Below are 18,713 nucleotides of genomic sequence, written 5' to 3' on the forward strand. Positions count from 1 at the left end.
GTAATGACTATCCCCGTGCATAAGTATGATGTGGTGATCGTGGGTGCCGGCGGTGCCGGTCTGCGCGCCGCACTGCAAGTTTCCGAAGCCGGTCTCAAGACCGCCGTGCTGTCCAAGGTGTTCCCCACCCGTTCTCATACGGTTGCCGCCCAGGGCGGCGTGGCCGCCTCCCTCGGCAATGTGACCGAGGACAACTGGCACTGGCACATGTACGACACCGTCAAGGGTTCCGACTGGCTCGGTGACCAGGACGCCATCGAATTCATGGTGAAGAAGGCCAACGAAGTGGTCGTGGAACTGGAACACTTCGGCATGCCCTTCGACCGTCTGGACAGCGGCAAAATCTACCAGCGCCCCTTCGGCGGCCACTCCCAGAACTATGGCGAGAAGCCGGTGAACCGCTCCTGTGCCGCTGCCGACCGTACCGGTCATGCCATGCTGCACGCCATGTACCAGCGCAACGTCAAGGCCAACACCCAGTTCTTCGTGGAATGGATGGCCCTGGACCTGATCCGTGACGAAGACGGCGACGTGCTGGGCGTGACCGCCATGGAAATGGAAACCGGCGAAGTCCACATCTTCCACGCCAAGGCCACCATTTTCGCCACCGGCGGTGCCGGTCGCATCTACTACTCTTCCACCAATGCCTTCATCAACACCGGTGACGGCGTCGGTATGGCTGCCCGTGCCGGCATCCCCCTGGAAGACATGGAATTCTGGCAGTTCCACCCCACCGGCGTGGCCGGTGCCGGTGTGCTGATCACCGAAGGCGTGCGCGGCGAAGGCGGCATTCTGCGCAACGCTTCCGGCGAGCGCTTCATGGAACGCTATGCCCCCAACCTGAAGGATCTGGCCTCCCGCGACGTGGTGTCCCGTTCCATGGTGACCGAGATCAACGAAGGCCGCGGCTGCGGTCCCGACAAGGATCACGTGCTGCTGGACATTACCCACCTGTCCCCTGAGACCATCATGAAGCGCCTGCCCGGCATTCGTGAAATCTCCATCCAGTTTGCCGGTGTGGATCCCATCAAGGCCCCGATCCCCGTGGTGCCGACCTGCCACTACCAGATGGGCGGTATTCCGACCAACTACAAGGGCCAGGTCATTGTGCCGAAGGGCGACGAGAAGTCCGTTCCCGTGGGCGGTTTCTACGCCGCCGGCGAATGTGCCTGCGCTTCCGTGCATGGCGCCAACCGCCTGGGCACCAACTCCCTGCTGGACCTGCTGGTCTTCGGCAAGTCCTCCGGCGAGTCCGTGGTGGAAGACCTGAAGGGCAATCCCCGCGCCCACAAGCCCCTGCCGGCCAACGCCGCCGACGTTTCCCTGGCCCGTATCGCCCGTCTGGACAACCAGAAGAACGGCGAGAGCGTGCATGAAGTCCGTCTGGCCATGCAGCGCACCATGCAAAAGCATGCCGGCGTGTTCCGCTTCAACGACCTGCTCAAGGCTGGCGTCGAGGAAATCAAGAAGGTCGCCGAACGGGCCAAGACCACCGAGATCAAGGACAAGTCCAAGGTCTGGAACACCGCCCGTACCGAAGCCCTTGAACTGGACAACCTGATCGAAGTGGCCAAGGCCACCATGATCTCCGCCGAAGCCCGCAAGGAATCCCGCGGCGCCCACGTGCGCGACGATGCCCTGGATACCGCCGAGACCCCGGCCGGCCGCGACGACAAGAACTGGCTCAAGCACACCCTGTGGTACTCCGAAGGCAACCGCCTCGACTACAAGCCGGTGAACCTGCAGCCGATGTCTGCCGACGTCGAGTCCATCGCTCTCGCCAAGCGGACCTACTAAGGCCAGGAAGGAATTACGCAAATGAGCGCCAATACCAAACGTACCGTTCAATTCAAGATCTATCGCTACGATCCGGATAAGGACAACGCACCTTACATGCAGGACATCACCGTCGAACTGGAACAGTCCGACAAGAAGCTGCTGGATGCCCTGGTGCGCCTGAAGGTCAAGGACGATTCCCTGGCTTTCCGCCGCTCCTGCCGCGAAGGCGTGTGCGGTTCCGACGCCATGAACGTCAATGGCAAGAACCGTCTGGCCTGCCTCACCGACGTGGACGAGCTGCCCCAGCCCATCGTGCTGCGGCCCCTGCCCGGTCTGCCCGTGGTGCGCGACCTGATCGTGGACATGACCCAGTTCTTCAAGCAGTACCACTCCATCAAGCCGTACCTGATCAACAACGATCCTCCTCCCGAGCGCGAGCGTCTGCAGTCTCCGGAAGAGCGTGAAGAGCTGAACGGCCTGTACGAGTGCATCCTCTGCGCCTGCTGCTCCACCTCCTGCCCGTCCTTCTGGTGGAACCCCGACAAGTTCGTCGGTCCGGCCGGCCTGCTGGCTGCTTACCGCTTCATCGCCGATACCCGCGACCAGGCCACCAACGAACGTCTGGACAACCTGGAAGACCCGTATCGCCTGTTCCGTTGCCACACCATCATGAATTGCGTTGATGTCTGTCCGAAGGGCCTGAACCCCACCAAGGCCATCGGCAAGATCAAGGAAATGATGGTTCGGCGTGCTGTTTAATGGATCGTGCTGAATACGAGCGCCTTCGCTGGCGCTGCATCCGCCGCGGCCTCCTGGAGCTGGACCTGACGCTGACCAAATTCCTCGACCAGGAATTCGACAAGCTGACGGAACCGGAGGTCGAAGCCTTCAAAAAGCTGGCGGAATTAGAAGATTGGGATTTCCTTGGCCTGATTGTTGGGGGCAAGGAACTTTCCGACCCGCATGAGGCTGCCGTACTGGCCAAATTGCGTAAGTGCTGAGTAAGGAAGGGGCGCCACCATGGCGCCTCGTCCTTCGCTAAAAAAGTAGTGATGACAACCACCACCACAGGGGCTGCAAAATGAGCGAACGCAAGGCTACTCTCAATATCGAAGGCCAAGGGCCGGTCGATTTCCCGATCATGTCTCCCACCCACGGCAACGACTGTATCGACATTCGTACCCTGGGCGGCAAAACCGGTCTCTTCACCTACGATTCCGGCTTCCTGTCCACTGCCAGCTGCAAATCCAAGATTACCTTCATCGATGGCGACAAGGGCGAGCTGCTGTACCGTGGCTATCCCATCGAGCAACTGGCCGAAAACTGCAACTTCCTGGAAGTTGCCTACCTGCTGAAGAACGGCGAACTGCCGAACGCTTCCCAGAAGACCGCTTTCGAAGACACCATCAAGAACCACACCATGGTGCACGAACAGCTGGCCAAGTTCTTCAGCGGCTTCCGCCGCGACGCCCACCCCATGGCCGTGATGGTCGGTGTGGTCGGTGCCCTGTCCGCCTTCTACCATGAAGCCATGGACTTCTCCGATGCCGAGCATCGCAGCATCAGCTTCAACCGCATCATCGCCAAGATGCCCACCATCGTTGCCATGGCCTACAAGTACACGACCGGTCAGCCGTTCATGTACCCGCGCAACGACCTGGACTACACCGCCAACTTCATGCACATGATGTTCGGCACCCCCTGCGAGACCTACAAGCCGAACCCCGTGCTGGTCCGTGCCCTGGACATCATCTTCACCCTGCACGCCGACCACGAGCAGAACGCCTCCACCTCCACCGTGCGTCTGGCCGGCTCCTCCGGTGCCAACCCCTTTGCCTGCATCTCCGCCGGTATCGCCTGCCTGTGGGGCCCTGCCCACGGCGGCGCCAATGAAGCCTGCCTGCAGATGCTGGAAGAGATCGGCGACGTCTCCCGCGTCGGCGAATACATCGCCCGCGCCAAGGACAAGAACGACTCCTTCAAGCTGATGGGCTTCGGTCACCGCGTCTACAAGAACTTCGACCCCCGCGCCAAGCTGATGCGCCAGGTGTGCAACGACGTTCTGAAGGAACTGGGCCTGGAAAACGATCGCCTGTTCAAGCTGGCCATGGAACTGGAAAAGATCGCCCTGGAAGATCCGTACTTCGTCGAGAAGAAGCTCTACCCGAACGTGGACTTCTACTCCGGCATCGTGCAGAAGGCCCTCGGTATCCCCACTTCCATGTTCACCTGCATCTTCGCCCTGGCTCGTACCGTGGGCTGGATGACCCAGTGGGAAGAGATGATCACCGATCCGGAATACAAGATCGGTCGTCCGCGTCAGCTGTACATCGGCGCCGCCAAGCGCGACGTCGCGCCGCTGGCCAGCCGTAAGTAAGACGAGAAAAGGGGCGGCGTGGCCGCCCTTTTTTTCAATGGTCGGCGGAAAATTCGCCGATTGCAGTGAGAGACAGACGTTCCAACAATAAAACCACACCACAGGTGATTGCCATGATGATGCAAAACTTCGGCACCTCCTACCTCTTCGGCGGCAATGCCCCGTTCGTGGAGGAGCTGTACGAGAACTACCTCGACAATCCCGCGTCCGTTCCCGACGAATGGCGCGAATACTTCGACAAGCTGGCCCAGCAGCCGGGTGCCGCTGCCCGCGATGTTCCCCACTTCCCCGTGATCGCCGCCTTTGCCGAACAGGGCAAGCGGGGTCCGGTGCGTACCGTGGTGGCCGCCGGTGACGACAAGAAGCAGGTTGCCGTCCTGCAGTTGATCAATGCCTACCGCTTCCTGGGCAACCGCTGGGCCAATCTGGACCCGCTCAAGCGCCAGGAACGCCCCGAAATCCAGGAACTGGAGCCGTCCTTCTACGGCTTCACGCCCGCCGACCTGAACGAGCCCTTCAATACCGGCTCCTTCCAGTTCGGCGCCGATCGCGCTCCCCTGGGCCAGATCATCGAGGCGCTGAAGGAAACCTACTGCGGTTCCATCGGCGTCGAATACATGTATATGAGCGACATTGCCCAGAAGCGCTGGCTGCAGGAGCGCCTGGAACCCAGCCGCGGCAATGGCAACTACACGCCCGAGCGCAAGAAGCGCCTGCTCGACCGCCTGACCGTGGCCGAGACCCTGGAACGCTACCTGCACACCCGCTACGTGGGTCAGAAGCGCTTCTCCCTGGAAGGCGGCGAGTCCCTCATCGTCGCCATGGACGAAGTGATCCGCACCGGCGCCGCCACCGGCGTCCAGGAAATCGTCATCGGCATGGCCCACCGCGGCCGCCTCAACGTGCTGGTGAACACCCTGGGCAAGGCGCCCAAGATGCTGTTCGACGAGTTCGAAGGCAAGAAGGCCCAGGATCTGTCCTCCGGCGACGTGAAGTACCACATGGGCTTCTCCTCCGACGTGTCCACCGACCATGGTCCGGTGCACCTGACCCTGGCCTTCAACCCCTCCCACCTGGAAATCGTGAACCCGGTGGTGGAAGGTTCCGTCTATGCCCGCCAGCGTCGTCGCGGCGGTGACGATGCGGCCAAGGCCCAGATCCTGCCCGTCCTGATCCACGGCGATGCCGCCGTTGCCGGCCAGGGTGTGAACCAGGAAATGCTGAACTTCTCCCAGACCCGCGGCTACGGCACCGGCGGCACGGTGCACGTCGTGGTGAACAACCAGATCGGCTTCACCACCTCCGATCCCCGGGACTACCGTTCCTCCCTGTACTGCTCCGACATCTTCAAGATGGTCGAAGCCCCGATCTTCCACGTCAATGGCGACGATCCGGAAGCCGTGGCCCTGGTCACCCAGCTGGCCCTGGAATTCCGTCAGACCTTCAAGAAGGACGTGGTCATCGACATCATCTGTTTCCGCAAGCTCGGCCACAACGAGCAGGACGAGCCGATGGTGACCCAGCCCCTGATGTACAAGAAGATCCAGGCCCACCCCGGCACCCGCAAGCTGTATGCGGACAAGCTGGTGGCCCAGGGCGTGCTCTCTGCCGACGGTCCCGACCAGATCATCAAGGACTTCCGCGCCGCCCTGGACCAGGGCAAGCTGCTGTCCGACCCCGTGCTGTCCAACTACAAGCGTCAGCACGCCAACGACTGGGCGCCCTACACCAACAAGAAGTACACCGAGCTCGGCAACACCAAGGTGCCGAAGAAGGAACTGCAGCGTCTGGCCAAGCGCCTGACTGCCATTCCCGAAAACTTCACCATGCACTCCCGCGTCAAGAAGATCATCGAAGACCGGGCCCAGATGGGTGAGGGCAAGCTGCCGGTGGACTGGGGCATGGCCGAGAACCTGGCCTACGCCACCCTGCTGGCCCAGGGCTACGGCGTGCGCATCTCCGGCGAGGACGTGGGTCGCGGCACCTTCTTCCACCGTCACGGTGTGCTGCACGACCAGAACCGGGAAAAGTGGGACGCCGGTTCCTACATCCCCCTGGCCAACCTGCAGGAAGACCAGGGCAATTTCCAGAGCTTCGACTCCGTGCTGTCCGAAGAGGCCGTGCTGGCCTTCGAATACGGCTACGCCACCGCCGAGCCCAATGAGCTGGTGGTGTGGGAAGGCCAGTTCGGCGACTTCGCCAACGGCGCCCAGGTGGTGATCGACCAGTTCCTCTGCTCCGGCGAGGCCAAGTGGGGTCGTGCCTGCGGTCTGACCCTGCTGCTGCCCCACGGCTACGAAGGCCAGGGTCCGGAGCACTCCTCCGCCCGCCTGGAACGCTACATGCAGCTCTCCGCCGAGTTCAACTGGGAAGTCTGCTACCCCTCCAACGCCGCCCAGATCTTCCACCTGCTGCGTCGCCAGATGGTGCGCAAGCAGCGCAAGCCCCTGGTGGTGATGACGCCCAAGTCCCTGCTGCGCAACCCCAGCGCTTCCTGCTCCCTGGACGAGCTGGCCAACGGCACCTTCCAGACCATCATCGGCGAAACCGAGAAGCTGGAAGCGAAGAAGGTCACCCGTGTCATCGCCTGCGCCGGCAAGGTCTATTACGACCTGGTGGCCGCCCGCAAGGAACGCAAGCTGGAGAACATCGCCATCCTGCGCGTCGAGCAGCTGTATCCGTTCGACGACAAGCGCTTCGATGAGGAACTGTCCAAGTTCCCCAACGCCAAGGAACTGGTGTGGTGCCAGGAAGAGCCCCTGAACCAGGGTGCCTGGTACGCCAAGGCTCACCGCCTGCAAGTCGCCCTGAAGAAGGGTCAGACCCTGCACGTGGTGGCCCGTCCTGCTGCTGCTGCGCCGGCCGTGGGTTACCTGGCCAAGCACGTGGAGCAACAAAAAGCCCTGCTGGAAGAAGCACTGGGCAAACTGAACTAAAACCGAGAGACAAAGGAAACGTAGATCATGATTATCGACGTCAAAGTCCCGCAACTGTCCGAATCCGTTGCCGAAGCCACCCTGGTGTCCTGGCACAAGAAGGCAGGCGAAGCTGTCAGCCGCGATGAGAACCTCATCGATATCGAAACCGACAAGGTGGTCCTGGAACTGCCCGCTCCCGATGCCGGCGTGATCGTCAAGATCATCAAGGGCGACGGCGACACCGTGGTTTCCGGTGAAGTCATCGCCCAGATCGACACCGAAGCCAAGGCTGCCGCCGGCGCCGCTCCGGCTGCCGCCGCTGCTCCCGCCGCTGCCGCTCCGGCCCCGGTGGCAGCTGCCGCTGCTCCGGCTGCTGCTGCCGGCACCGCCAGCCCCGCCGCCCGCAAGATCCTGGACGAGAAGGGCATCGCTGCCGCCGACGTCTCCGGCACCGGCCGTGGTGGCCGTGTCACCAAGGAAGACGCCGTGGGCGCCCAAGCCAAGGCCGCCGCGCCCGCCGTGGCTGCCCCTGCCGTGTCCATCCCCCTGGGTGACCGTCCCGAGCAGCGCGTTCCCATGACCCGCCTGCGCGCCCGCATCGCCGAGCGCCTGCTGCAGTCCAAGAACGAAAACGCCATCCTCACCACCTTCAACGAAGTGAACATGGCCCCGGTCATGGCCCTGCGCAAGCAGTACGGCGACAAGTTCGAGAAGGAACATGGCGTGCGTCTGGGCTTCATGGGCTTCTTCGTCAAGGCCGCCGTGGCTGCCCTGAAGAAGTACCCGATCCTGAACGCCTCCGTCGATGGCAACGACATCGTCTATCACGGCTACATCGACATCGGTATCGCCGTGGGCTCCCCCCGCGGTCTGGTGGTGCCCATCCTGCGTGATGCCGACCAGATGTCCATCGCCGACATCGAGAAGAAGATTGCCGAATACGGCCAGAAGGCCAAGGACGGCAAGATCTCCATCGAAGAACTGACCGGTGGCACCTTCTCCATCTCCAACGGCGGCGTGTTCGGCTCCATGCTCTCCACCCCCATCATCAACCCGCCCCAGTCCGCGATCCTCGGCATCCATGCCACCAAGGACCGCGCCGTGGTCGAGAACGGTCAAGTGGTGGTGCGCCCCATCAACTACCTGGCCATGTCCTACGACCACCGCATCATCGACGGCCGCGAAGCCGTGCTGGGTCTGGTGACCATGAAGGAAGCCCTGGAAGATCCCGCCCGCCTGCTGCTCGGCGTTTAATGCGCATTGACTGACTGATCCAAGGAACGCAGAGCCGCGGGGCCACCAGCCTTCGCCCTCTGCGTTCTTTTCATGAACGAAAGGTTCTGACCATGTCCAAACAATTCGACGTTCTCGTCATCGGCGGCGGCCCCGGCGGCTATGTGGCTGCCATCCGCGCCGCCCAGCTGGGCTTCTCCGTCGCCTGCTGCGAATCCAATCCCTACGCCGATCCCAAGGGTGAGCCCCGCCTCGGCGGCACCTGCCTGAACGTGGGTTGCATCCCCTCCAAGGCCCTGCTGCACACCTCCCACCTGTTCGAGGAAGCCGGCCACGCCTTCGCCGCCCAGGGCATCCAGGTGAGCGCGCCCAAGATCGACGTGCCCACCATGATCGGCCGCAAGACCGCCGTGGTGACCCAGCTTACCTCCGGCATCAAGGGCCTGTTCAAGAAGAACAAGGTCACCCAGCTCAATGGCCACGGTTCCTTCGTCGGTCAGGGCGGCGCAGGTTGGCAGGTCAAGGTCGGCGACGAAGTCGTCGAGGCCAAGCAGGTCATCGTCGCCACCGGCTCCAAGGCCCGTCATCTGCCCGGCATCGCCGTGGACCAGAAGATCGTGCTGGATAACGAAGGCGCCCTGGAACAACAGTCCGTGCCCAAGAAGCTGGCCATCATCGGCGCCGGCGTCATCGGCCTGGAAATGGGTTCCGTGTGGCGTCGTCTGGGTTCCGAAGTGACCATCCTGGAAGCCTCTCCCGACTTCCTCGCCGCCGCCGACCAGGACGTGGCCAAGGAAGCCCTCAAGCTGTTCACCAAGCAGGGCCTCAACATCCAGATGGGCGTCAAGCTGGGCGAGACCAAGGTCAGCAAGAAGGGCGTCTCCATCGCCTACACCGACAAGGACGGCAAGGAACAGAAGCTGGATGCGGAGCGCCTGATCGTCTCCGTCGGCCGTGTGCCCAACACCGACGGCCTCAACGCCGAAAAGATCGGCCTCAAGCTCAACGAGCGCGGCCAGATCGAAGTGGACGGCCACTGCCGCACCAACCTGCCCGGCGTCTGGGCTGTGGGCGACGTGGTGTCCGGCCCCATGCTGGCCCACAAGGCCATGGAAGAGGCCGTCATGGTTGCCGAACTGATGGCCGGCCAGGCCGGTCACTGCAACTTCGACACCATCCCCTGGGTCATCTACACCAGCCCCGAGATTGCCTGGGTCGGCAAGACCGAACAGCAGCTCAAGGCTGACGGCGTGGCCTACAAGGCCGGCAAGATCCCCTTCCTGGCCAACGGCCGGGCCCTGGGCATGGGTGACCCCACCGGCTTCGTCAAGATGCTGGCCTGCGCCAAGACCGACCGCATCCTGGGCGTGCACATCATCGGCCCCAATGCCTCCGAACTGATCGCTGAAGCCGTGGTGACCATGGAGTTCGGCGGCGCCTCCGAAGACCTGGCCCGCATCTGCCACGCCCACCCGACCCTGTCGGAAGCGGTGCACGAAGCCGCCCTGGCCTGCGACAAGCGCCCGCTGCACTTCTAAGCGGAAGCTATCCGGCCTGCAAGCCCGGTGCAGACAAAAAAGGCGAGGATTATTCCTCGCCTTTTTCTTTTTCCGGGGACTGCTAACGACCCGTTGTAGACATGAATGGCGCAGCGTAAAGCTGCCATTCATAGCCTGCCGCTGGCTAGTCGTACCCGTGCCCTAATTTTCGAGGAGGAAGGTGTATGCACCAACAAAGCTCCCACATCAGTCCTGTCTTCATTCACTGTCGGGATGGGGGGCGCGCAAATCAGCAGGGAAGTGGGCGATGCGACCGTCCTGTATCTGTTCGGGGTAATAGGAGCGACGGTCCCACCGACCGATTGACCCGACCTCGGCAATGAATCTCTTGAAAGGACCTCGCGTACCGGATGCGAAAGGTACATAGACGTGTGGGGCTTGGAAGTACTCGTCACCGAGGTCGTCGATGTCCAAGACATCTTCGAACGGCACCACGCCGACAACTTCGAACCATGCTTGGTTCATCTCCGGGATCTTGCTCCAGAACTCGTAAATGGCTTGTCGCTTCTCATCATGCCGGTCGCTGCCCAACCAAGGGTCTTCGTGTATTTGGCTTCTGGCGTCGTTCACAGCCATCGCCGCATCCCACGATTTTCCGTCATCAGAGAGGTACGCGAAATAGCGTTGCACACAGAACTTAAGCCCATCGTGCGACATCCCCCGGTATGGCCTCACTACCCATAGGGGGCTCTTCCTGAATTCGGCGAGGTTGCCCGCGTTCGGGTAGTCACTGGCGTCAGGCGAGCGAAGCAGTAGCGACTCACGGGACTGGTCTTTAAGAATGCGGCTGGCCTTCCTCTTCATCACCAACCGGGCTCGTAGCTCAGCCCGCTGAGAACGTCGGCGGATGGTCAGCGAAACACCGAAATAGGCGAATAAAAGATGGTCGTTTTCGGGGCGGAAAAGGCGGTCTTCGAGCTCAGCCTTACCCCAGAGGTGCCACTCCGCCAATTCCATCTCTCGGCACCTTCGGGCGAAATCGTCGCGTGCCTTCTTGGAAAAATCGCAGGCCGCCGTGAACACAAGTCCGTAAAGCTTCTCCTCAGGCCCCAGAACTGTGTCGTCTAGGTACTTGACTAGGGCTTTTGGCCCAATGCTCCTTTCACGCTTGCACTGTATGAGCCAGAGCCTGTCATCAATTCCCTCGCTGAAGGTCGATTCCTCCTCGACGGTTTCGCCTTCATCAGCTGAAGCAGAGGGTTGAGTCTCCTTGGCGACGATTTCGTAGCCTCTCGCATCGAACCCATCGTCGCTGCCAGAACGCCCCGTGGCTTCCAGTCGCCGCCAGGGCTTGAACTTGTACGCAAGCTGTCGCACGAGGTCTTCGAATCTCTTCGGGTCTAGGTCTTCGAAGTGCAGGGGGCCAATTGTGCGAGTGGTGGTCATGCCGTAAGCGTATCAGGAGAAAGGTTTGCTGGGTATGCGGGTGCTGTCGGCTTAATAGGATTAACCGTTGCTGGCATGCTCGGGAGCTGACGTCGGCGACAGCCCGGTTGTGGCCGTTAGCTGAAGTTCCTGATCAACGGCTGGGCCGTCCCCGGCTGATGTTTTAAAATAGCCTCCTTTCCGCGCCGATCCTTTCAGGCTGCCAGGCGCCACAACAACATCGCACCCCCCGAGGTGCTCCCGACGGATTCCCCATGCCCCACCGTACCCTCAACGTTCCCGAGCGCGGCATGCTCGATGCCTATGAGGCCCTGCTGGCCTCCCGCGGATTCACTGCCGATGCGGCCCAGAAGGCGGCGGCCGAGCGGCTGCAGAAGCTCTATTACGAGCTGGTGGCCTTCAAGGCGGCGCGGCGCAACAAGCTCTACAAGATGTTCAATTCCCGCCTGGAAGTGCCCCGGGGCGTCTATTTCTGGGGCGGGGTGGGGCGGGGCAAGAGCTTCCTCATGGACTGCTTCTACGATTCCGTGCCCTACAAGCGCAAGAAGCGCATCCACTTCCACGGCTTCATGCAGCAGGTGCACAAGGACCTGGAAAGCCTCAAGGGCGAGACCGATCCCCTGGCCATCCTGGCCGGGCGCATTGCAGCCGAGACCCGGGTGCTGTGCTTCGACGAGTTCCACGTCTCCGACATCGCCGACGCCATGATCCTGGGCCGCCTGCTGGAGAAGCTCTTTGCCAAGGGGGTGGTGCTGGTGATGACCTCCAACTACCCGCCGGAAAACCTCTACCCCAACGGCCTGCAGCGGCAGAACTTCCTGCCCACCATCGCCTTGCTCAAGCAGCAGCTGGACGTGGTGCAGGTGGAGGCGGGCATCGACTACCGCCTGCGTACCCTGGAGCAGGTGGAGATCTACCACTATCCGGCCGACGACGCGGCGGAAGCCAAGATGGCCGACTACTTCCGGGAGCTGGCCGGCGGGGAAGGGCAGGCCGGCGGCAGCATCGAGGTGCTAGGCCGGGAGATTCCCGTGCTGCGCCGCTCCGCCGGGGTGGTGTGGTTCGACTTCCAGGCCCTGTGCGACGGCCCCCGTTCCCAGAACGATTACCTGGAACTGGCCCGGGCCTACCACACGGTGCTGGTCTCCCGTCTGCCCCGCATGAATTCCACCCAGCGCGACATGGCCCGGCGCTTCACCTGGCTGGTGGATATCTTCTACGACGCCAAGGTCAAATTCATTGCCACCGCCGAGTGCGAGCCGGAAGGGCTGTACACCGAGGGCACCCACGCCGGCGAGTTTTTCCGCACCGTCAGCCGCCTGGTGGAAATGCGTTCCCGGGACTACCTGGCCTTGCCCCATCTGGCTTGAGTTTTCGGGAGGGCGGGGCGACACTGGTGCCGCCCCTTTCCTGCCGTGCCGATCATTGGAGGTCTGCCGTGAAGCGTCTGCTGCTGGTTCCGTTGCTCGCCCTGGGCCTGTTCCTGGGGATGTTCTCCATGGCCTGGGCCCAGCAGGAAGTGGAGATCGTGCCCCTCAAGAGCCGCACCGTGGACCAGGTGCTGCCGGTGCTGCAGCCCCTGGTGGAGCCGGGCGGCGCGGTGTCGGGCATGAACAACCAGCTCATCATCAAGGGCAGCCGGCGCAACCGGGAGCAGCTGAAGCAGGTGCTGGCCTCCATCGACACGCCGCCGCGCATGCTGCGCATCCGGGTCACCCAGAACCGGGACCTGGACAGCCGGGGCCGGGACGTGGGCGTCTCCGGCAACGTGGGCCTGGGCGGCAATGTGCGCATCATCCAGTCCCCCGGGGCCGCCGGCACCCTCAACGGCAGCGGCAGCCTCGGCCGTAGCGGCGGCGGCAGCGTGCAGATCCAGCGGGGCGGCTCCAGCGTGACCACGGAGATCGTGGACACCCGCAGCACCCGCAGCAGTTCCGCCGGGCAGATGGTGCAGGTGATGGAAGGGGGCCGGGCCTTCATCCAGATGGGCCAGTCCGTGCCGGTGCCCCTGCGCCAGGCCGTGCTCGGTCCCAATGGCGTGGTGGTGACCGAGAGCACGGTGTACCGGGACCTGGGCCAGGGCTTCTATGCCGAGCCCCACCTAGCGGGGGATCGGGTGACCCTGGAAATCAGCCCCCAGAGCGACACCCCGGGCAGCTACGGCCCCGGCAGCGCCAATATCCAGCGCCTCAGCACCACCGTCTCCGGCCGCCTGGGCGAGTGGATCGCCCTCGGCGGCATGGGCCAGGAATCGAGCGGACGGGAGCGGGCCAACAGCACCCTGTCCACCCAGGACGTACGCGACAACCGGACCGTCTGGCTGCTGGTGGAAGAGATCAAGTAGTCCCGGCTTTCCTTTTTTTCCGCAGCCCCGGCGGCGGAACACAACAACCAAGAAGAACATGACCGATTTTCGCCAAAATCCCTGCCGCCTGCCTCCGGAGCGCCTGTTCACGCCCTGTCCCGAGAGCCTGCTGGAATTCGCCACCACCGCCGAACTGGACGATCTGGCCGAGGAATTCGCCCACCCCCGGGCGGTGGAGGCCTTGAGCTTCGGTCTCGACATTCCCCGCCACGGCTACAACCTGTTCGTCCTCGGCGAGCCGGGCAGCGGCCGCCACGCCCTGGTGCACCGGGTGCTGGACACCCAGTTCCGCCATCGCGGCAACGGCGATGCCGCCTGGGACTGGTGCTATGTGCACAACTTCCAGGAGCCGACCCGGCCGCGCCTGCTGAGGCTGCCCGCCGGCCGCGGCAGCAAGCTGCGGGAGGACATGCAGAACTTCGTCTCCGGCCTAGCCCCGGCCCTCACCGCCGCCTTCGAGAGCGACGACTACCGGCGCCGCCTCAATGCCCTGGAAAGCGAGGCCAAGAAGCGGGAGGACACGGCCCTGCGTACTCTTGGCCGGGAGGCCATGAGCAAGGGCGTGGCCCTGCTGTCCACCGAGGAAGGCTTCACCTTCGTCCCCGCCAAGAGCGAGGACGAGACCATGAGCGAGGAGGAGTACGACGCCCTGCCCAAGGAGCGCCAGGAGGAGCTGGACGCCATCATCGAATCCTACGAGCCGCGCCTGCAGGACCTGGTCAGCCAGTTCCCCCGCTGGCAGCGGGAGCTGCAGGCCAAGGTCAAGGACATCTCCCGGGAGGCCCTGCGCCTGGCCGTGGGCCACGAGATCGAAGAACTCAAGCCCGCCTATGCCGACCTCGCGGAGGTGAGCGCCTTCCTCGACGCGGTGCTGCACGACGTGGTGGAAACCGGCGACAACCTGCGGGAATCCCAGAAGGGCGAGGGGGAGATGGAAACCCTGCTCTTCTCCGGCAGCATTTCCCTGCAGCGCTACCTGGTCAATCTGCTGGTGGACAACAGCGGCACCAGCGGCCGGCCGGTGGTGTGCGAGAGTCTGCCCACCTTCCAGAACTTGCTGGGCCGGGTGGAACACACCGCCCACATGGGCATGTGGGTTTCCAACTTCACCCTGATCCGGGCCGGCGCCCTGCACCGGGCCAACGGCGGCGCCCTGGTGCTGGATGCGGGCAAGCTGCTGACCCAGCCCTACGCCTGGGAAGGACTCAAGCGGGCCCTGCAGGCCGAGCGCCTGCGCCTGGAATCGCCGGAGGATCTCTTCGGCCTGCAGAGCACCCAGCAGCTCGAGCCGGAGCCCATGCCCCTGGACGTGAAGGTGGTGCTGGTGGGCGATCGCAACACCTACTACCTGCTCTCGGAAATGGACCCGGAATTCGGCGCCCTGTTCAAGGTGGCGGCAGACCTGGAAAACGACGTGGTGCGGGGCCCGGAGAATGCGCTGCTCTACGCCCGCCTGCTGGCCACCCTGGCCCGCCGCGACCAGCTGCGGGCCCTGACCCGGGCCGCCACGGCCTGGGCCATCGAACGGGCGGCCCGCCTGGCCGAGGATTCGCGCAAGCTCACCACCCGCACCCGGGTGCTGGCCGACCTGCTGCGGGAGGCGGACTGGATGGCGGAAAAGGACGGCGCCCCCGACATCGACCGCCAGCATCTGGAGCGGGCCCTGGCGGCTCAGGTACGGCGCGCCGACCGGGTGCGGGAGCGGCAGCAGGAGGCCATCCTCAACGGCGAATTCATGATCGCCACCGAGGGCATGGAAATCGGACAGATCAACGGCCTTGCCGCCATCGACATGGGCGAGCTGACCTTTGCCCACCCCATGCGGGTCACCGCCGCGGTGCGCATGGGCGACGGCGACGTCATGGACATCGAACGGGAAACGGAACTGGGCGGCCCCCTGCACAGCAAGGGCATGCTCATCCTCTCCGGCTTCCTCTCCAACCGCTTCGGCCGCCTGGTGCCCCTCTCGGTCAATGCCAGCCTGGTCTTCGAGCAGTCCTACGGCGAGGTGGACGGGGACAGCGCCTCCCTGGCCGAGCTGTGCGCCCTGCTGTCGGCCATCGGCATGCTGCCCCTGCACCAGTCCCTGGCCATGACCGGCTCCCTCAACCAGCTGGGCCAGGTCCAGCCCATCGGCGCCGTCAATGAGAAGATCGAAGGCTTCTTCGACATCTGCCAGGCCCGGGGCCTGACCGGCAAGCAGGGGGTGATCATTCCCGCCGCCAACGTCTCCCACCTCATGCTGCGGGCCGACGTGGTGGCGGCGGTGCGCCGCGGCGACTTCCACGTCTTCGCCGTGCGCCATGTGGATGAGGCCATGGCCCTGCTCACCGGCCTGCCGGCGGGCACTCCCGATGCCAAGGGCGAGGTGGCCCCGGACAGCGTCAGCGGCAAGGTGGCCACCCAGCTCATGGAACTGGCCCAGCAGCGCCACGGCCCGCCGGAAAAGCCCAAGGCGCCGCGCAGGAGCAAGGCCAAGGAAAGCCCGGCCAAGCCCAAGCCGGGCAAGGAGCCGGTGGAAGACGTGGCCGGCCACGGGGAGCGCGGGGCAGGGGAGGCCTGAGCCCATGGGCGATCCGGGGCAGGGGATGGAGCCCCTGGCGGAAGAGGGTGCGGTCACCCCGGCGGAACTGCAGGCCGCCGCCGAGGTGGTGGAACATGCCTCGCCCCTGGTGCGGGGCCTGCTCATCGCTGCCGGCAGCCTGTGCGTCGTGCTGGGTGTGGTGGGCCTGTTCCTGCCCCTGCTGCCGACCACGCCCTTCATGCTGCTGGCCGCCGCCTGCTACGCCCGGGCGTCCCTGCGTTTCTACCGCTGGCTCACCGGCCATCGCCTGTTCGGCCCGCCCATCCTGGAATGGCGGCGGCACCGGGCCATTCCCTACCGGGCCAAGCGGGCCGGAGTGCTGCTGATGGCCCTGACCTTTTCCACCTCCATCCTGCTGGTGGTGAAAAATCCCTGGGCCCAGGCCGGCCTGGCCGCGTTCGGCCTTTTCATGTGCCTGTGGCTGTGGCGCCTTCCCTCCCGGGACCGGCCGGGGGGCTGAGCGCCGTGGGCCGCCAGGGCCGGCTCCCTCCTTCAGGGGGCGTGGGCAGGCCCACAGGCCGGCGATGCGGGCCGGCTATAAGGACTATTTCCCGATTCAATTGGCTTGCGCCGCCGCCCCTTGCTAAGGTGGATTCACCTTTGATGCCACCACCGTGAAGGAGCCAGCCATGACCCGGATGATCGAAGAAGCCCGTTGCATCTTCACTCGGCTGTGGGCCGATGCGGTGTGGGGGAACCGGCCGGCCGCCCTCTCGTTCCGCCCCGCCAGGCCGCGCCACGCCGCGCGCCCCATGCCCCACCCCCAGCCGGCCCCCTGAGGCCGCCCCCGCGGCCCTGCGGCCCCATTGCGCCGCCAGAAGCCGCACCAGATAAGCCTTTCCAGGTGGTGCCGTGGGGTGGCCGGCAAGGTGGCCATGCCTGGAGGCGGTGCCGCTGACAGGCACGGCCGGGGCCGGTCCCGGCCGGCTGTCCCCGGTGCCACTTTTTTCATCGGCCGGCGGCTGCGCTAGACTGGCGGGCAATTCCCTTTGCATGAAGGTTCGGCCCATGGTTATGCCCCTGGTGGTGGCGCCCCATCCGGAACTGGCTCCCTGGATCTACCACATCCTGGTGATGCCCCTGGACGGCTGTCTCTCCCGTCTGCCCTCGGCCCTCAGCCCCGGCCTGCTGCTGTTCGCCCGGGGCGGTGCGGTGCAGCCCCTGGCCGACGGCAGCTGCCGGGCCGTGCCCCGTGCCAGCCTGACGGGGCCCTATCTGGGCCCCCGGGAGTCCCGGGCGGCGCTGGGCAGCGTCTTCCTTTCCGTCATGTTCCGCCCCGGCGTCATGGCCGAAGCCCTGGGGCCCGGCGTCGGCGAGCTGCGGGACCGCATCGTGCCCCTGGATGAAGTGCTGCCGCCCCTGCTGGTGCGGCAGATGCTGGAAACGGTGGATGCCAGCGACTCCCCGGCCGACTGGGTCGCGTCGGTGCAGGGCCTGCTGCGCCGCTGCCTGCGTCCGCGGCGCGACCCGGCGCGGCTGGCCGACCTGCTGGGCGCCTCCACCCACCTGTTTTCTCCCGCCGGCCAGATCGCCGCCCACCTGGGCATCGGCCTGCGCCAGCTGGAACGGCGGGTGGCCCACGGTTACGGCGCCAATCTGCGGGAGCTGCGGCGGGTGGCCCGTTTCGGCTTCTCCCTGGCCCGTCTCCAGGCCCAGCCGCCCCGGCGGGGCGAATTGACCCGCATCGCCCAGGACTTCGGCTACTACGACCAGGCCCACATGGACCGGGATTACCGGGACATGGCCGGCGCCTCCCCCGGGGAGCTGCTGCGCGCCGTCGCCGATGGGGCTCCCGGATACTGGTGGTATCGCCTCGGGCAGCGGGACTTCCGCGACCTCTTCCTGCCCGACGATGTCGACTCCGTACAAGCCGGACTCTTTTCCCCCGCCTAGACTGCCCACCGTTTCCCTTGTCTGGAGAAAACGGTGCAACACGCTCCCACCCTGTACGGCGACGGCTATCTGCTGACCCAGGTCGACACCCTGACCGAAGCGGTGCGCAGCAACAGCCTCTGGTATCTCAGTTTCGGCCTGGCCTGCTGCGCCGTGGAAATGATCCACGCCGCCGCCTCCCGCTACGACATGGACCGCTTCGGCATGATGCCCCGGGCCAGCCCGCGCCAGGCGGACCTGATGATCGTCGCCGGCACCGTCACCAACAAGATGGCCCCGGCCCTGCGCAAGCTCTACGACCAGATGGCCGAGCCCCGCTACGTCATCTCCATGGGCTCCTGCGCCAACGGCGGCGGCTTCTACCACTACTCCTACTCCGTGGTGCGGGGCTGCGACCGCATCATCCCGGTGGACATCTACATTCCCGGCTGCCCGCCCACCGCCGAGGCCCTGCTCTACGGCCTGACCCAGCTGCAGAACCTGGTGCAGCGGCGCAAGCGCCTCATCCATCGGGCCGAGGAGGCACGGGCGGCGGAGGCAACGAAAGGCGCCTAGGGCGGCCCGGGCGGCCATGAAAAAGGCCGGCTCGGAGGAGCCGGCCTAGCAGCCGTTGTGCTGA

Annotated in this window: 14 protein-coding genes; 13 read left to right on the forward strand and 1 reads right to left on the reverse strand. The window is 64.7% G+C overall.

Annotated features, from left to right (window positions below; translation table 11 throughout):
* Window positions 1-3: 3 nt before the first annotated feature.
* The 7 genes from sdhA (at window position 4) to lpdA (ending at window position 9,845) form a co-directional block, all read left to right on the forward strand.
* A complete protein-coding gene (gene sdhA / locus EV678_RS02015) occupies window positions 4-1,797 on the forward strand; it encodes a succinate dehydrogenase flavoprotein subunit (protein WP_014237270.1) in 1,794 nt (597 codons plus the stop codon).
* 21 nt (window positions 1,798-1,818) lie between these two features.
* Entirely contained in the window at window positions 1,819-2,538 is a 720-nt protein-coding gene (locus tag EV678_RS02020; protein ID WP_014237271.1) for a succinate dehydrogenase iron-sulfur subunit, read from the forward strand.
* Window positions 2,538-2,780 carry an FAD assembly factor SdhE gene (locus EV678_RS02025; protein WP_014237272.1) on the forward strand — a complete coding sequence of 81 codons (243 nt, stop codon included), beginning with the start codon at window positions 2,538-2,540 and terminating at the stop codon, window positions 2,778-2,780. Before EV678_RS02020 ends, EV678_RS02025 begins: the two co-directional genes overlap by 1 nt.
* A gap of 80 nt (window positions 2,781-2,860) precedes the next feature.
* Complete coding sequence (gene gltA, locus EV678_RS02030) at window positions 2,861-4,156, forward strand: citrate synthase (protein WP_014237273.1); 1,296 nt, start codon at window positions 2,861-2,863, stop codon at window positions 4,154-4,156.
* A gap of 113 nt (window positions 4,157-4,269) precedes the next feature.
* Entirely contained in the window at window positions 4,270-7,092 is a 2,823-nt protein-coding gene (locus tag EV678_RS02035; protein WP_014237274.1) for a 2-oxoglutarate dehydrogenase E1 component, read from the forward strand.
* A 27-nt stretch (window positions 7,093-7,119) separates the two neighbouring features.
* Complete coding sequence (gene odhB, locus EV678_RS02040; RefSeq protein WP_014237275.1) at window positions 7,120-8,328, forward strand: 2-oxoglutarate dehydrogenase complex dihydrolipoyllysine-residue succinyltransferase; 1,209 nt, start codon at window positions 7,120-7,122, stop codon at window positions 8,326-8,328.
* A gap of 92 nt (window positions 8,329-8,420) precedes the next feature.
* Complete coding sequence (gene lpdA, locus EV678_RS02045) at window positions 8,421-9,845, forward strand: dihydrolipoyl dehydrogenase (protein WP_014237276.1); 1,425 nt, start codon at window positions 8,421-8,423, stop codon at window positions 9,843-9,845.
* Between the two features lie 219 nt (window positions 9,846-10,064).
* Here the strand turns inward: lpdA and EV678_RS02050 are convergent, their stop codons facing one another.
* A complete protein-coding gene (locus EV678_RS02050; RefSeq protein ID WP_130458331.1) occupies window positions 10,065-11,252 on the reverse strand; it encodes a PDDEXK family nuclease in 1,188 nt (395 codons plus the stop codon).
* A 254-nt stretch (window positions 11,253-11,506) separates the two neighbouring features.
* Here EV678_RS02050 and zapE point away from each other — a divergent pair, with 254 nt between their 5' ends.
* The 6 genes from zapE (at window position 11,507) to EV678_RS02080 (ending at window position 18,649) form a co-directional block, all read left to right on the forward strand.
* Window positions 11,507-12,622: a cell division protein ZapE gene (gene zapE, locus EV678_RS02055; RefSeq protein WP_014237278.1), complete on the forward strand. Its 1,116-nt coding sequence runs from the start codon at window positions 11,507-11,509 to the stop codon at window positions 12,620-12,622.
* 68 nt (window positions 12,623-12,690) lie between these two features.
* Entirely contained in the window at window positions 12,691-13,596 is a 906-nt protein-coding gene (locus EV678_RS02060; protein WP_130458332.1) for a secretin N-terminal domain-containing protein, read from the forward strand.
* Window positions 13,597-13,654: 58 nt separating this feature from the next.
* Window positions 13,655-16,180 carry a Lon protease family protein gene (locus EV678_RS02065; protein ID WP_130458333.1) on the forward strand — a complete coding sequence of 842 codons (2,526 nt, stop codon included), beginning with the start codon at window positions 13,655-13,657 and terminating at the stop codon, window positions 16,178-16,180.
* 4 nt (window positions 16,181-16,184) lie between these two features.
* Window positions 16,185-16,661 carry a YbaN family protein gene (locus tag EV678_RS02070; RefSeq protein WP_130458334.1) on the forward strand — a complete coding sequence of 159 codons (477 nt, stop codon included), beginning with the start codon at window positions 16,185-16,187 and terminating at the stop codon, window positions 16,659-16,661.
* A 548-nt stretch (window positions 16,662-17,209) separates the two neighbouring features.
* Complete coding sequence (locus EV678_RS02075; RefSeq protein WP_130458335.1) at window positions 17,210-18,094, forward strand: helix-turn-helix domain-containing protein; 885 nt, start codon at window positions 17,210-17,212, stop codon at window positions 18,092-18,094.
* Window positions 18,095-18,145: 51 nt separating this feature from the next.
* Entirely contained in the window at window positions 18,146-18,649 is a 504-nt protein-coding gene (locus tag EV678_RS02080) for a NuoB/complex I 20 kDa subunit family protein (RefSeq protein WP_235832431.1), read from the forward strand.
* Window positions 18,650-18,713 lie beyond the last annotated feature (64 nt).

Origin of the sequence: Azospira oryzae (assembly GCF_004217225.1) — a bacterium.
Lineage (GTDB): Bacteria > Pseudomonadota > Gammaproteobacteria > Burkholderiales > Rhodocyclaceae > Azospira > Azospira oryzae.